General features: G+C 38.9%; 12 protein-coding genes. 5 read left to right on the plus strand and 7 right to left on the minus strand.

Annotation, left to right across the window (positions count from 1 at the left end; all coding sequences use genetic code 11):
* Positions 1–171 precede the first annotated feature (171 nt).
* A complete protein-coding gene (locus tag DKG80_RS11320) occupies positions 172–561 on the plus strand; it encodes a hypothetical protein (protein WP_109831454.1) in 390 nt (129 codons plus the stop codon).
* Positions 562–611: 50 nt separating this feature from the next.
* On the opposite strand, the gene DKG80_RS11325 is transcribed toward DKG80_RS11320, so the two are convergent.
* The 7 genes from DKG80_RS11325 to thrA all read right to left on the minus strand — a co-directional run bounded on the left by DKG80_RS11325 (position 612) and on the right by thrA (position 10,895).
* Positions 612–1,289, minus strand: a complete 678-nt coding sequence (locus DKG80_RS11325) for a DUF6989 domain-containing protein (protein WP_109831455.1) — start codon at positions 1,287–1,289, stop codon at positions 612–614.
* Positions 1,290–1,298: 9 nt separating this feature from the next.
* Entirely contained in the window at positions 1,299–2,588 is a 1,290-nt protein-coding gene (locus tag DKG80_RS11330; protein ID WP_109831456.1) for an oxygenase MpaB family protein, read from the minus strand.
* A 136-nt stretch (positions 2,589–2,724) separates the two neighbouring features.
* A complete protein-coding gene (locus tag DKG80_RS11335; RefSeq protein ID WP_162555833.1) occupies positions 2,725–5,406 on the minus strand; it encodes a right-handed parallel beta-helix repeat-containing protein in 2,682 nt (893 codons plus the stop codon).
* Between the two features lie 198 nt (positions 5,407–5,604).
* Positions 5,605–6,912: a threonine synthase gene (gene thrC / locus DKG80_RS11340; RefSeq protein ID WP_109831458.1), complete on the minus strand. Its 1,308-nt coding sequence runs from the start codon at positions 6,910–6,912 to the stop codon at positions 5,605–5,607.
* Between the two features lie 176 nt (positions 6,913–7,088).
* Positions 7,089–7,454 carry a four helix bundle protein gene (locus DKG80_RS11345; RefSeq protein ID WP_109831459.1) on the minus strand — a complete coding sequence of 122 codons (366 nt, stop codon included), beginning with the start codon at positions 7,452–7,454 and terminating at the stop codon, positions 7,089–7,091.
* A 38-nt stretch (positions 7,455–7,492) separates the two neighbouring features.
* The gene (locus DKG80_RS11350) at positions 7,493–8,431 is read right to left on the minus strand and encodes a homoserine kinase (protein WP_109831460.1); all 939 of its coding nucleotides are present in this window, start codon (positions 8,429–8,431) and stop codon (positions 7,493–7,495) included.
* A gap of 16 nt (positions 8,432–8,447) precedes the next feature.
* Positions 8,448–10,895, minus strand: a complete 2,448-nt coding sequence (gene thrA, locus DKG80_RS11355; RefSeq protein ID WP_109831461.1) for a bifunctional aspartate kinase/homoserine dehydrogenase I — start codon at positions 10,893–10,895, stop codon at positions 8,448–8,450.
* A gap of 716 nt (positions 10,896–11,611) precedes the next feature.
* On the opposite strand from thrA, the gene DKG80_RS11360 reads away from it, so the two are divergent.
* From DKG80_RS11360 to DKG80_RS11375, 4 genes are all read left to right on the plus strand, one after another.
* On the plus strand, positions 11,612–12,751 hold the full coding sequence (locus tag DKG80_RS11360) for a hypothetical protein (RefSeq protein WP_109831462.1): 1,140 nt from the start codon (positions 11,612–11,614) through the stop codon (positions 12,749–12,751).
* A 276-nt stretch (positions 12,752–13,027) separates the two neighbouring features.
* Positions 13,028–13,483, plus strand: a complete 456-nt coding sequence (locus DKG80_RS11365) for a hypothetical protein (RefSeq protein ID WP_109831463.1) — start codon at positions 13,028–13,030, stop codon at positions 13,481–13,483.
* Complete coding sequence (locus DKG80_RS11370; protein WP_109831464.1) at positions 13,476–13,691, plus strand: helix-turn-helix transcriptional regulator; 216 nt, start codon at positions 13,476–13,478, stop codon at positions 13,689–13,691. Before DKG80_RS11365 ends, DKG80_RS11370 begins: the two co-directional genes overlap by 8 nt.
* 485 nt (positions 13,692–14,176) lie before the next feature.
* Positions 14,177–14,863, plus strand: a complete 687-nt coding sequence (locus tag DKG80_RS11375) for a hypothetical protein (RefSeq protein ID WP_109831465.1) — start codon at positions 14,177–14,179, stop codon at positions 14,861–14,863.
* Positions 14,864–15,171: the final 308 nt, after the last annotated feature.

Consider the following 15,171-nt stretch of genomic DNA (forward strand, 5'->3'; position numbering starts at 1 on the left):
TTAAAAAGTCACCATAGTTCATTCACACTATTTAAAAGGTATCACCTTATGTTACTTGACTGTTTAAGGTTGGCTAACAAACTTTGATCATTAATATTTCTACTATAAATAGTGACAGATAGCTAAGACTTTCTAATTTTATGCCTCCTGTATTATTTACCTATTCCACCTATGTCATTATCATACATTGATTACGAGGGAGTCTCGATATTATTAGCTGACTATAGACAGTGCTCTGATAGTTTTGATCAATTGCTTCTTCTTGAAAAAGTCGCAGAAGAACTAGAAAAACAAGAATCTCCTATCCCTCTACTCGTAGACTATCGTGGTGTAGATGGAAGCTCTGGTGCCCAAGCTTACATGAAAAGAATAACTGAATTAGGTGATACGGTATTCAAAAAACACAGAAAATGTGCGGCTATATTAGGTATCACCGGAATGAAAAAACTTATGTTCAATAGCTATTTAAAAGCTACAGGAAGTGAATGCGTGAGGTGTTTCAATGATAAAGCGGAAGCCTTTGATTGGCTAGTCAATTTTCAAGAAGTTACAACTGTATAAAGAAGCGGCGTCACACCTTAAGCCACCTCTTTATACCTTTTTGAAATTCATTACCCAGCTATAGCAAAAGAGAGCAAAGCTGCTACATAGATCCAAACTCCTTCTACAACCCCAAGTACAAAGGTCTTACCGAGTTTATTATTTTCTGAAAAATCAACAATAACGGGCAATGAAAGTGAAATAAGCCCTTCACAAACTATCACATAGATAGGTGCATTAAAAATCATTGGTGTATTATCATTATACCACCACCAGCCAGCGTTTCTTGCCAAGTGCTCATATAAAGGAATGTACATCCCCCCTAGTAAACATAGGATAATGGAAGCCTTCCAAATATTGAATTTCTTGGTTAACAGTACTCCTACAAAACTGAGCTGTAATATTACGTTGGACCATGCAAATGGCATATAGGCTGGTGAACTCCAAATCATCCACTCACTCTTTGGATACACTAGACTATTGATTGTGTCTACTAAATAATGATCTGTGTAAAGCTCTAATATTCCGGCGATGGTTCCTATAATAACTAATCGAAGGATTAGCGGATTTTTATAGTGAACCGCATAAAACCAGTAAAAGGCGTATAGTGAGTAAGTAATAATACTTGCAGTTATTGGTCCTATAGCCAAAAAAGAACTGAATGCAGACCAAGCAACCAGTATTCCTGAAGTTATTAATATGGTTTTGGTGGTCTTAGCGTCTAGACCGGGAACGTTATTATTTTCCATTATTGTTATTTAGATAGTGTATATTTTTTTCTGAATAGTTAATCGCTTTTTAAATATCTCAGGACTTGTCCAGTCATTTTCCCAATTCTCTACAATTTTCCAGTCTTTCTGTAAAGAAGGGGGGATATTGAATTGAACTTGCTTACCATCATTAAAGTGATAAATTATTCCTTGTAGCAAGGCTCGGTTAAATAGCGAGGTTAGTTTTCTGACAAACTCTGAATGATCCAGACTCCCGATCAAGCCTGTGACGAATTTGGCTACGGAAAGAACAATCTTATCCTTGAGGTCAATTTTACTTCCCACGGCCACTATTGAAGATAAATCCTTATCTGAAGCCTTAGATAAATCCTCAAAAAAGTAATCAATCATAAATGCTGGCACATCATCAAATGAATTGCCTGGTACTATATTTTTCATGAAGAGTATACAAGACTTTGTTAGTTCTTTACCAGCCTCAGATTCTTCGGCTTGATGCACTAGAATCTTGGTTGCCAATTCAAAGCCGTCCTCAAAAGTCTCTGGTAACAGTTCCTCCTGAATCCCCATACAATACCCTATCACTTTCCAACAATGCATGTAAGCATCTACTTCTTCGTCACTAAGATCAATATTAAGTTTCTTTAATCCTGAAAGTATAACTGGCCCAAAAGACATTAATGTCCCTGCTAAATCTTCTTGATTGATAGGCTCTCCATATTTCTGAACATCCCAAGGAGTTCCAAATTGTCCCGACTTCAAAAAGTACCTGATCGAAGCATGAATTAGACGAATCTTCTGTGTGGTAACAACTCCTGCTCCTCCTGCCGACACTCCTCCTTTAGCCATTACATTGATTATCATCTGTGCTGTCTCCATCAGTCTTCTAGCAAGAGGGTCGGTATTACCACCATGAGCCATCAATCTTCCTGTCTCATATAAGACTTGAGCACCTTTGGCACAGGTATAGCACATTGGCAAAGAACTCACATTGAGAATCATAAAGATTTGTGGCCCATACAATGAAAATACTCGCTCTCCTTTCTCAACCTTATTAGGGTCTAACCATGTGGGTAGTTTCGACGATTGCTGAAAATAGTCATTTAATGTCTCCGCAAGTCCAGAGTCAAATTTTGAGAAAGTATTCTCATCATAAGTTTCGTTAGATACCAAGGTCATAAAGACTTGGTTGATCTGTTTTTCAAAACCTGACTCTATTATTGTTTTTACTGTCTGATCAGCTAGCGGGTCTGTTTCATGTCTAAACTGATCTAGTTTTTCAACGGTAATACTATTAATATCAAATACTGGTTCTTTCATTGGCTAATAATTGAATCAACCTTGAATATATAAGGATTTGTCATTAATTGTACCGTTAACTAGAAACTTGTACAAAAAAACGCACCTGATGAACACCAAGTGCGTTTGTATTTTTTAGTATCTATTTTTTTGCGGCTTATTCTTTGATCACTTTAGTGTACTTGGTTCCAGAGTAAAGAATATAAATGCCTTCTGGCAATTCTTCCAGACTAATAGTTTGTCCTTCCCCTTTCTTTAAGAATTCCCCTACTTGTGTAAATATCTCCCACTTCTTCGGTTGCTGAAGATACACTGAACCAGTAGTCGGATTCGGATAAACTAACCAATCGTCATTCTCTTTAATACCTGAAACATTGTCATTCTCTTTAATAACTGACACAGAATCACTATCACAATCATCGTCTTTTGGAATAAACTCAGTATTACCACCAGAGCACCTGCCACAGCCATCTACCATAGCTATACCATCTACATCTCCATTACAATCCTCTACTCCTGGTTCATTAACTGAAACATTTCTAGTAGCCGTAGCTAGACTTTGAGTCACGTCACCGTTTACAGGTAGTATATATGCATCCAGTCTATAGCTCGGCCCAGGAGTAGGAGCAACGCCCATTTTAATCGTAATTCTTTGAATACCAGAACCTTCTTTTACGGTTTCGGTTGTATTACCAACCCATCCACCATTACCATCCAATAACACTAATAACAAATCCCGATCTTCATCCACTCCATATTCCAAATCAACTGGAATATTCTTGATACCTGGTACGGTTGTAATATTTTGAGCAAAATCAATGGCTTCGGTACATTCTTGCTCTTTCACTCCACAGCCACAATGACCAGGGTTTGTTTTATTGGGGTCATCTAAACATAAATCCCCAGAAATCGCTACATAGCCATCAGGCTGTCCAGCGCAACTCTCAATAGAATTGTTAGAATCACCTACACCGTCTCCATCCTTATCTAGAAACCAAACAGTAGTGCAAGTCCAAGCTATATTAGCACCCGGAGCCCAAGACTCTCCTCCAAACTCGTATGCTCCAATATCAGGTTTACCATCAGTGACATTGTCAGTAATTCCTGGTATAACTAGACCTTTGTCGATTATATTGGATGCCCCAGCTCGCGGCATGAAATCATGATCTTCGATACTCTGAAATGGTGACTCAGCACTGATTATGTTATTTTTCTCATCTGTACCTAGCCACTCCTCCTTACTAGCGTAGTTGTTATAGATTTTTGTTCGTTGTATAGTAGTTTGATATCCACTTCTCTTGGGTAACCAAGCTCCCATGGCATCGCTTACATTCCAAATCGAATTATTATAAATATTGTTATCCCAAACATCCCAGTTAGTCTGAATTCCTGTCCAAGTAATATTCCAGACTACATTGTGATGGACAGTATAGCCTTTACTATCATTATCTAAATAAATACCTGCTGCTCGACCATCGGCATATTCTGGACCAAATGAATCATGAAACCAATTGTGATGAACTTCTGTATTTCTAGAATCATCATTTCCTACTACATAGAATAAACCTCCATCATTATTGATTTTCATCACTTCGTACACATCATTATATGCTACTTCACAATCGTAAGAGTTAATATACATTCCATCCCTTCCTGTGCTATAACATGTGTTATTCAAAACCTTTGCATTTCTAGAAGTTGACCGAATCAAAGATGAGTGATTACCTATCGTATTGAAATGTCTAATAATATTATTCTTGATAGTAACATAATTAGACGTGTTTCTAGCCATTATTCCATTAGAAGATCCATACTCAATAATGTTGTTTTCAATGGTGGCGTGCTTTGACCTGACTGTAATAGATCCATTACTAATCTGAGCACTCTTATTAGTCAATAAATCGACTGTCTCTAGGCAATGCTTAAACCGCCCATTTTTAATCACAGCGTATTGGCCTCCGATCATCACTTCTCCTCCGAATGCACTAATTCCATCAAATTCTATATAATCTTTAGTGATGTTGATAGTGTATTCTCTAGCAGCATATTCAACTAAACCAGTAGATGGATTCGCATTGCCTGGTGCTTGAAAATATACTGTTCCGTTTTTGTAATACCATTCTCTCTCATAGTCAAGAGCGCCCATAGCATTTAACAGATAGAACCTACCATAATTATGGTTTCTAAAAACTGTAGGATTATGTGGCTTAAACGGCCATTTAGTAATATCTACAGCCGTAAAACTCACTTTTGAACTAGTCACTGAAGTAAGCTCTCTTGTCCAGCTTGCCCCTGAGTGAGCGCCTAGATACCATACTAAACCTCCATCCCAATCGACGTTCGGAACTCCGCTTGTATTGATAGTTGAAGCTGATCCTCCCGTTACATCTGGATGAGCATCGATGGTGTGTCTATTATCATCTGTATTATTAGGCCAGCGTGCTAGGTCCATGGCTTTACCATCAAAATAGATCATATTCCTAAGACCACGATTCATAGTCACTGAGGCTTTGTAAATATCTCCGCTATGCTGAGTCCACCCTGATAGTTCTTCTGTAGCGGAAATGGTTACCTCATCATCCCCGTATGCTTTGAAAGTAATAGGATTACCTGCAGTACCTGCTTTTGAAGGTGAAACTGTTTCCCTATAAACACCTTCTTTCACGTAAACTATATCTCCGGCGACTGCTACTTGAGCAGCTTTCGATATGGTCAAATAGGGAGACGCTTCTGTTCCGGTGTTTGAATCTTTACCATTTTTAGCAACATAAATATCCTTGGCTTCAAGAATATTCAAGCTAAGGGAGCATATCATGATGCTCCAAATCATTTTCTTCATAGTCATCAGTTTATTTTTCTAAACTGAGGAATCTGTGTGCCTAACCCATCTGCAAAACACAGACACACTCCTCAGAATAGTTCAAATAGATATCATTTAAATGCTATGATAGATAATGGTTGATTAAAACGGTACTTTAAGAATTACATAAAATGTCAGCTAACAAAATACACCCCTTAAGGGCTATAGATCAAAGAACTAATTCGAAACCTTCTCTAATACTACTCTCAACTGAGCTACATCAGCTTTTATTGGTTCAGCTACTTTGGTTCCTTCTGCATATGCCTTCAATCTATCTGGCATGACGACTGGTTCATTGATAATTGGCTCCACGACATCTCCGAATTTTGCTGGATGTGCAGTTTCTAAGAATACTCCTACTTCAGCAGGGTAGTCGTTCATATATTCTTTCAATCCTAAATATCCTACTGCGCCATGTGGATCTAGTAAATAGCCAGTATCATCTTTTACTTGTTTGATGCACTCACCTGTTTGCTTGTCATCATAAGCGTATCCTGCCAACTCTTCTTTGAAAACATCCCAAGAAGCTCCAAAAAGGTCATTCATACGGAAGAAGTTACTTGGATTTCCTACATCCATAGCATTGGACATAGTCATCACGGATGGCTTAGGATTGAATTGCCCTGACTGAATATAGGCCGGTACGATATCGTTGGCGTTAGAGGCTGCTATATACTGTCTGATTGGTAAGCCCATTTTTTTGGCTAACAGGCCTGCTGTCAGGTTTCCATAATTACCGCTAGGCACACAGATCACAATGTCCTTACTTACTGACTTAAGCTGTGCATATGTCCAGAAATAATAGAAAGACTGAGGGATCAATCTAGCCATATTGATAGAGTTGGCTGACGTTAGATTGAATTTGTCTTTCATTTCTGGATTCAAGAATGAATCTTTTACCATCTTCTGACAATCATCGAAAGTTCCATCTACTTCACATGCAGTGATGTTCCCTCCCAATGTTGTCAATTGCTTTTCTTGAATCTTTGAGATCTTACCTCCTCCTGGATAAAGAATCACTACATTGATATTCTCCATTCCATAGAATCCAGCTCCTACAGCAGCTCCAGTATCTCCAGATGTAGCTACCAAAATCGTAGCTTTCTTTTCTTTCTTTCCTGAAAAGTAGCTCAAACACCTTGCTAAAAACCGTGCTCCTACATCCTTGAATGCCAGCGTGGGACCGTGATATAGCTCCAATGAATATACGCCTTCTTCCACTTTTACAGCTGGAATGTCGAAGTTCATCGTCTCAGCTACAATCTTCTTGAGGTCTTCAGCAGGGATTTCATCTTCTATGTATTTGGAGGCTACTTCATAGCCGATTTCTGCCAGTGACATATTCTCGATATTGTCAAAGAAAGATTGGTCTAGCTTATGAATAGTATCTGGCATGTACAGCCCATTATCATCTGGCAAGCCTTTGAAAATGGCTTCTTCAAAACTTACTTCTGGTACGGATTTATTAGTGCTGTAGTATTTCATAATATTTTAGATAGTTAATGGTTGATAGATGATAGTTAATAGACAATAGTCGAAGGATAGATGATAGTCCATAGTTAAGAGTTGATAGTGGGTAGACTGTTGGGGACAGGCTCTTGTCTTTAAGTCACTAAATAGATTTAATAAGAAGCTTTTAAAGGGTATGATCTTTAGCATTTTTATTTTCCTATGGAGTTTTTTAGTCCAAAAATCATTTTTACGATCTCTCCGACGTACTCGTACTTAGTATCGAATAAACTTTGGTCTATTAATTCTCTTCCTTTGGCGAGGTAGAGGCAATTGATTACTTCTAATGCTGATCTGCTGGAGTAACTCAAAAACTTCTTAAACTCGGCATCGGATTGACCTGTACATCCTTCGGCAATATTCAAGGAGATAGAATCTGTGGCTCGTTTAATCTGGGATGTTAATATATACATCTCTTCTTTTGGCCAATCTCTAGTCATCATATGAACATCGTTTGAGAGTTGGATAGCCTTTTCCCAAACTTTGAGCTTTTCAAACTTGAAATTTCCTTGCTTCATCTCTTCTATGAACTGTAGTCTATAGTCTAAACCACGGCCTATAAACTCTCCAAAGTCCTCACTCCTGATTTTCCAATTTTAGATAGATAGGTGTAGGCGAGAATTCCCACCTCATCGTAAAGTGACTGCATGGTTTCCTTGATCTTTTCTGCTGTTTCTTTTCCTTTGGTAAATGCAAAAATAGATGGCCCCGAACCTGCAATACTGGCTCCAATTGCTCCACAATCCATCGCGGCTTGCTTCACGTCGTCATACATCGGTATTAAAAGTTTCCTAGTAGGCTCGACAATGTTATCTACCATCGACCTACCAATCAAATCGTAATCAGATTCGTACAGCCCTGAAACTAGTCCTCCTACATTTCCCCACTGATTCACTGCTTGCTCAAGTTTCACCTGACTCTTGAGCATTCTCTTAGCATCGGTAGTTTTGACGACTACTTGAGGATGGACGATAGCGACGTACAAGTCTTCTGGTACTGGTAGCCTCAAAACGTCTAATGGGTCATACCCTCTTACTAGTGTAAAGCCTCCTAAGATATTTGGTCCTACATTGTCCGCGTGTGCTTTTCCTGAAATGAGTTTTTCACCTTCCATAGCAAAAGTGATTAACTCTTGCTCGTTGAATGGAAGACCTATCATCTCATTGACTGCAAATACTGCTCCTGCCGAACTTGATGCACTGGTTCCCATTCCACTGCCTGGATGGATTTCCTTTTCGAATGCAAAAGTGAATCCCATGTTGATGCCTGCTTCTCTGAGAAGAGCTGTGGCAGCGACAGTAGCTACGTTTTTGAGAGGGTTGGTAGGAAGATTGAATCTATCATCTTCCTCGATCACCATCTTACCGTCATCTCTACGAGTGACGGTCATTCGTTCTCCTATTCCGTCTAGGGCGAAACCTAATACGTCATATCCGCAGCCTACGTTGGCTATGGTAGATGGAGAAAATACTTGAATTTGCTCTGGAACTTTCATAATTCTAGCTCTAAGATTAGCTATGTGCTATTCTCATTACGTCCGCAAATATACCTGATGCTGTTACTTCTGCTCCTGCACCTGCACCTTTTATGACTAGAGGCTGGTTCACATATCTATTGGTATAGAATAGGACGATATTGTCACTACCTTCTAATACATAGAATGGGTGATCGCTTGGAATCTGCTCTAGTCCAACTGAGGCTTTGCCATTGTCATATGTTGCTACAACTTTCAATCTACATCCATTGGCTTCAGCTTCTTTCACGATATCTTGGAATACCTGATCGTGTTTCTCTAGTGATGCATAAAACTCTTCATTGGTCGTAGTCTTCATACATTCTTCAGGAATGAAGCTTTTTGATTCGATCTCATCGAGCTCGATTTTAACTCCGCTCTCTCTGATCAAGATCAAAATCTTACGCATCACGTCTACACCGCTCAAATCTATCTTCGGATCTGGCTCGGTGTACCCTTCTACGCCTGCTTGTCTGACTACGTCAGCGAATTTCACTCCTGGCTTGAAAGTATTGAAGATGAAATTCAAGCTACCTGATAAGACCGCTTGGATTTTATTTACTTTATCTCCACTCTTCACCAAATCTCCTAGCGTAGTGATCACCGGAAGTCCAGCTCCTACGTTCGTCTCAAAAAGGAACTTTGATTTGTACTCTTTGGCGGTTTGCTTGAGATCTACATAGTTGTCATAGTCTGAAGCACACGCTATTTTATTTGGAGTCACTACTGAGATTGTCTTGCTCAGCACTTGCTTGTAAAGACCCGCGATATCAGCATTGGCAGTATTGTCTACGAATACACTATTTCGCATATTCATATCTACGATTCTTTGGATGAATGCTTGGGCATCCATTTGTTCACCTTTATCTTCTAACTGATCCTTGTAGGTCTCAAGGTTCACGCCTGCTTCTTCGAAGTACATCTTTCGGCTATTGGCGATACCTACTACTCTCAAGTCTACATTTTCATGCTCTAATAGATACTCTTGCTGAGCGGCTATTTGATTGATGAAGGTTCCTCCTACATTTCCTATTCCGATCATGAAAAGGTTCATGGTCTTTTTCTGGGATAGGAAAAAGCTCTCGTGCAGTACGTTCAGGGCTTTGCGCAAGTGCTTCTCTTCAATCACTACTGTGATGTTTCTTTCTGAGGCTCCTTGTGCTATGGCTTTGATGTTTATACCATTCTCTCCTAGGGCAGAGAACATTTGACCGCCTACTCCTACGTGGTCGTGCATGTTATCTCCTACTAGCGCTACTATTGCGAGTCCGGTTTCTACTTCTAGTGGGTTGACTTTCTTCAGACTAAGTTCATATTGGAACTCTTCGTTGATGACTTCCTGAGAGATTTCTACGTCTTGATCGTCGATTCCTACACAGATAGAATGCTCTGATGAGGCTTGTGTGATGAATATGACATTGACTTTGGCTTCGGAGAGTGCCTTGAATAGTCTGAATGAGAACTTAGGGATACCTATCATCCCACTTCCACTCAAATTGAGCAGAGAAATATTTCTCACACTTGATAGTCCTTTCACGTATTGTTTACCTTCTCCTCCTTCTTCACAGATAGTAGTACCGGCCGCTTCTACTTCAAATGTATTTTTGATCTTGATTGGAATCCTCTTGTTTAACACAGGTTGTATAGTCGGAGGATAGATCACTTTGGCTCCAAAGTGGGATAACTCCATGGCTTCTTGGAAAGAAAGCTTTTCTATAGAGGCAGCTCCTTTTACTTGACGCGGGTCGGCAGTCATCATACCATTGACATCTGTCCAAATCTCAAAGGCTTGTGCATCGAGCGCTGAGGCAAAAATAGCTGCTGTATAGTCTGATCCTCCACGACCCAAGGTAGTAGTGACTCCTTCTTTATCGGCAGAAACGAATCCTGGTGCGAGTACTAGGTCTTCGGAGGTCTTGGCAAATTCCTGAATGTTTTGATTGGTGACGTCGAAGTCGACGTTTGCATTGTTGAAAGCACTGTCTGTGATGATCAGCTCTTTGGTATTGGCTAAGGTCACTTTCAATCCTTCTGATCTCAAGTAGTCCACGATGATATTGGACGAGAAAGTTTCGCCAAAACTCAATACTCTATCTAGTGTCTTTGGGGATAGTTCTCTGATCAGGAAGATTCCCTTCATGATGTCTTCTAGCTCATTGAGCAAAATCTTGAAGTTGCTGAATGTGGCTGACTGGCCTTGTACGGGCAAAAGGTCCTTGATGGTATCTAGGTGTCTTTGCTCGATTTGGGCGATCTTTTCTTCGTAATTCTCATCACACTCTGCGGCCTGGGTAGCGCACTCGTGTAGCAGATTGGTCACTCCTCCAAGCGCAGAAACCACACAAACGGTTTTTTCGCCAGACTTACCAGATGCTAGGATGTCTTTTACGATTCTCAAGTTGGCTGGAGTACCTACTGAAGTTCCTCCAAATTTCAATACTTTCATTTTGTTTTTTAAGTTTTTGATCGACAGCTACAAACCCACCGATCTGTCAAATACTTTCGAAAAAACAGCTTTTCGAAATGTTCGCAAATATATGGTTCTATTGGGGGAATGCCTCTATTAGCCAGAAACAAAACGGGGTAAACGCATTTAATTATAGTCTTACTTGAGGGTTCACCTCGACGATAAGAGAGTGTCTAAGCTTTTATGAAAGTGTCTGTGTTTCGTTTGTAAGTTTTTCACTCCGCTACTCTTTACTTTTTATGTAATATGCTCTGGGGCGATCAAAGTATGCAGCTGGGTACGGAAAGTGTGCTCTCGGGTGGATGAATTATGCTTTTAGGAATTTAAAGTGCGGTTTTGGGTTTGCTGAGTATACTCTAGGGAGATCAAAGTATTGTTTGGGTAGTCTGAAGTGTGTTAAAAGGAAAGTGTAGTATGCTTTGGGGAAACTGAAACATGGTCTTAGGAAGTTAAACTGCGCTTGTGGGAGTGTTAAGTATGGTGTTGGGATTGGGTTTGAGCAGGTTTTTGTTATTCAAAATTACGTGGCGTCGTTCTTTGAGGGGTTTGGTTTGTTTTTTTGGGTTAGGTAAATAAGGATATATGTGTTGTAGATTACCGTTTGTTATTGGTTGTTGTCGTTTATAGTATTGTGTTTCAATACGAAAGAAAAACGGAGTGTTATTACTCGGTTGTTAGGGTCAACTCAGAACAGAATGAAATTTTATTTATTAGCCGCCTATTTAATTGCATCAATAACTGTTCAATCTCAAAGCATTGAAGGAACTTGGAGAGTAAGTCATGCCCAGACTATTGATTCTTCAGCATTGTCAGTTGAAGTTGACACCAGATCTACAGATCAATATTATATATCACCTGCATTCATAACATACCATAAACTTAGTGGTCTCCTTGAAGTTTCAAAAAACAAGGTGATATCTCACAGTTTTGTAAATGAACCTGAATCTGTGAAACTCGAAAAGAAGCGTGGTAATTCAACTTTTAAAGCAAACGGTCTAAGGGTTAGCGTTGACAACCATTCTCCAGACAGCTTAGTATTGAGGGTAAAAAAAGAACCTAACGATTTTATGATTCTCTACCCTTTTCAAAACAGCAAAGGAGAGATTCAACTTAAAGACTTTGAAAATTCACACTGGGTAACTTCCTCTAATTATGATTTTTTTAATGGCTGGACACTTCATTTCTTAGATAGTGGACAGGTCAATGTTGTTATTCAAAGGGAACATTTCGGAACAACCTCCTTTGCTACTTACAAAGTTCACAAAAGCAATCAATATCATTGTTTACAGATTACCGATAGACATAATATGTTAGACGATTTCATATTCTACTTAAAGAATCGAGACGGTGATAGTTTATCATTCATTATCGATCATCAAAATATGGATCATCCTACAGAATCTCAGGTTGTTCTAACCAAAACTGAAGGAATTACAAACTCTCAACAACAGCAGATCTACACTGAATTGATTGGAAAGTGGAACTTTGAGATGTTTTCTTCGAATATAACAACTTATATATTTGACTCTCTCATAGACTTGAACTATTCAATTGATCTGAGATTGGACAGTACTTTTAGACTAACCAATCAAGCTGAATACATTGAATCAGGTTCAGTCTCCTCATATCAACAAAACCTAACAGGTAAGTGGCAACTTTCAACGACTGCAGACTTCATAACTCTAATATCTGAAGACAATCCGCTACTACAAAAACATCTAACCATCTATGAACTTCGAGACCAAGAACTGACTATAGATTTAAGCTATTCATTTGATGAATATTCTACAGTCCAGTCTAGAATGAAGATGAAAAAAGACCCTAACAATCGCTGATCTCGCCATGGTGCACTCTGCTAGTTTGGACAGACCTGTTTTCTACTTACATCCTTTAAATGACTCAAACGGAATGGTAGTTGCGCAAACACCATTTGAAACATGACGGGAATTAAGGGAAACTTATACTAAACCACACGCCACGATTGATACAGTGATGTTGTAGAGCATTTCGCAAGTCACTAATCTAAATTCTTCTTGAACGAAATGTATTTACTATATTTTAAATAGGTTTGTAACCTAAGAGTTACTTTTATACGCCTTAAAGTTACACACATGAAAAATTTAGAATCGCAGATTGAAGAATTGGAAAAGATGAGAACTACTTGGCTTCTTGTTTTTCTAATCGGATTTATTTTTTGGGATGGTTTTAGAATCGTTACTAACCACTTTCCTGAAAATAAAATGGTGAATTATGCCACAACAATTAGCTTACTAGGATGGCTAACATGGACATTGGGCTTGATTCAAATGTTTCGGATGGGGTATAAAGTCAAGAAAGTAAAACAAGCGGCACAAATCCTAAATGATGAACTAGTTGAGTTAAATCGATTGAAATCATGGCGGATAGCTTTTATCACTGTTGTTTTGGCTCAACTAGCAATAATGGCTTTATCCCTTCTTTCATTTGACATTTCAGGTATCCTTTCTGCCGAAATATCTATTTTCATTGCAGTTACAGTAGCGTTATCTGCTTTTATTTATTATAACAAGAGTATTGCTAATGGCTGAATTCGAATTGAAAAATACTATTAAAGTAGAGAGAGCCAAAAGAAACATGACACAAGCTGAGTTAGCTTTGATGATTGGTGTTTCTCGCAAGACCATCAATACAATAGAAACAGGAAAGTTTATTCCTTCTACTATAACCGCATTCCGAATTGCTAAAGCTTTTAATGTCAGACCAGAACAAATATTTGAACTTGTATCAAATGAATAAAAAGCCCAACAATAGATACTATCATCCATAAGCTAGCTGAGCTATTTGCAAGGGCTGGTGGGATCAGATATTTTTATAGAAATTGAATAGTCTTGCTTACTAATGATAGTTAGACGCTATCGACCACATGGCTCTTTACATTCTTTCAGTGATTCAAACGGACTGGTAGTTGCGCAACCACCATGTGAAACATGGCGGGAACTAGAGGGAATTTGGGGCTAGCTTACTTCAAATGTAGGATCTCTCTCACCACCCTTGCCGCTTGTTTTGCTTCCCCAGTCGCCTTTGGAGCGCATACAGGACTTTCATCTTTTGGAACGCCTCTCTTTTGAGAGAATATTCACCGTTCAAGGCACATATTAGCGATATAGCACATACCTAGGGGTTACTTGAAACTATTCTCTAAATCCGATACTTTAGTAGGTATTAAATAGGTTCAGAGGCACGTGCCATATCTGGTCAATAGCGGTAATCCTAAAATTCTAATGTCAACTATAAAAGATCTAAGAACAGGAGCAATCTTTGAAGTTAAACTGGATGATAATCTAGGGTTCGGATATGTTAAATTAATAATTTTCCACGATATCGATTCAGACGACACATTTAACTTGTTTATTGTAAAGCCATACAATTATTACTCTATATCTAGCATCAAAAAATCGTTTGACCCGCAATTTTTTGAAACAGATGATATTATATGCTTCCCTCAAAATATGTACTTCAGGCCTAAATTGAGAGGAACAGATGCATGGAATTACATTGGGATGAGTAAGTTGACAGAGGAAGATTTAATCCTTCCTGACTACTTGATACTTCCCAATGGGTATTTCTGGTACGAAGGATTAAAAAAAGCCATACGCGATAAGGCTGAAATATGGATAAGGGATAGTCTTAAAAAAACAGTTTCCAGAAAAGTAAAGTCACACTTAAATATTGATCATTTAGGCATTTGGCCACATACTGGATCACAGTGTATTAACAGGTTTTTAAGTATGTACTGGATGAAGGAGAAAGGACGTGACCATTTGAATTTTTATCAAAAGTATAAATCTGAAGAAAGTTATTATGAGCGAGAACCCTATGACTACATTGGTGGTGGTCTTTTAATTATGAATAGAGAGAATCATGCATTTCAACAAATGAATAAAGTTGAAAGGTTGAAACACCGCTAACAAACGCTATAAATGAATAGGGTTTGAGCAGGTTTTTGTTCCAGAAACGGCTAAAAAACCGCCATTCGCTATTATTCTGCCCCTATTCGCTGAAAAAAATGGCTCTACGCACTTTTGGAAGGGGTGTTCGCTGTTTTGGAAGGCCCATTCGCACTTTTTTATAGCCATTCGCATGCGAATACCCCTTCAAAATCAGCGAATGGCACTCAAAAAACAGCGAATGGCCCCTGAAAATGTGCGAATGACCCCAGAAAATCTCCGTAGCGCCATTTTTTTTCAGCGAAGGGTTATTTTTTCTGGGTTTTTGT

Origin of the sequence: Reichenbachiella versicolor, from assembly GCF_003171675.1 — a bacterium.
Taxonomy (GTDB): Bacteria; Bacteroidota; Bacteroidia; order Cytophagales; family Cyclobacteriaceae; genus Reichenbachiella; species Reichenbachiella versicolor.

Coding starts and splice junctions, on each gene's coding strand:
- DKG80_RS11320 (WP_109831454.1), top strand. CDS start 172: ATGTCATTATCATACATTGATTACGAGGGAGTCTCGATATTATTAGCT.
- DKG80_RS11325 (WP_109831455.1), bottom strand. CDS start 1,289: ATGGAAAATAATAACGTTCCCGGTCTAGACGCTAAGACCACCAAAACC.
- DKG80_RS11330 (WP_109831456.1), bottom strand. CDS start 2,588: ATGAAAGAACCAGTATTTGATATTAATAGTATTACCGTTGAAAAACTA.
- DKG80_RS11335 (WP_162555833.1), bottom strand. CDS start 5,406: ATGAAGAAAATGATTTGGAGCATCATGATATGCTCCCTTAGCTTGAAT.
- thrC (WP_109831458.1), bottom strand. CDS start 6,912: ATGAAATACTACAGCACTAATAAATCCGTACCAGAAGTAAGTTTTGAA.
- DKG80_RS11345 (WP_109831459.1), bottom strand. CDS start 7,454: ATGAAGCAAGGAAATTTCAAGTTTGAAAAGCTCAAAGTTTGGGAAAAG.
- DKG80_RS11350 (WP_109831460.1), bottom strand. CDS start 8,431: ATGAAAGTTCCAGAGCAAATTCAAGTATTTTCTCCATCTACCATAGCC.
- thrA (WP_109831461.1), bottom strand. CDS start 10,895: ATGAAAGTATTGAAATTTGGAGGAACTTCAGTAGGTACTCCAGCCAAC.
- DKG80_RS11360 (WP_109831462.1), top strand. CDS start 11,612: ATGAAATTTTATTTATTAGCCGCCTATTTAATTGCATCAATAACTGTT.
- DKG80_RS11365 (WP_109831463.1), top strand. CDS start 13,028: ATGAAAAATTTAGAATCGCAGATTGAAGAATTGGAAAAGATGAGAACT.
- DKG80_RS11370 (WP_109831464.1), top strand. CDS start 13,476: ATGGCTGAATTCGAATTGAAAAATACTATTAAAGTAGAGAGAGCCAAA.
- DKG80_RS11375 (WP_109831465.1), top strand. CDS start 14,177: ATGTCAACTATAAAAGATCTAAGAACAGGAGCAATCTTTGAAGTTAAA.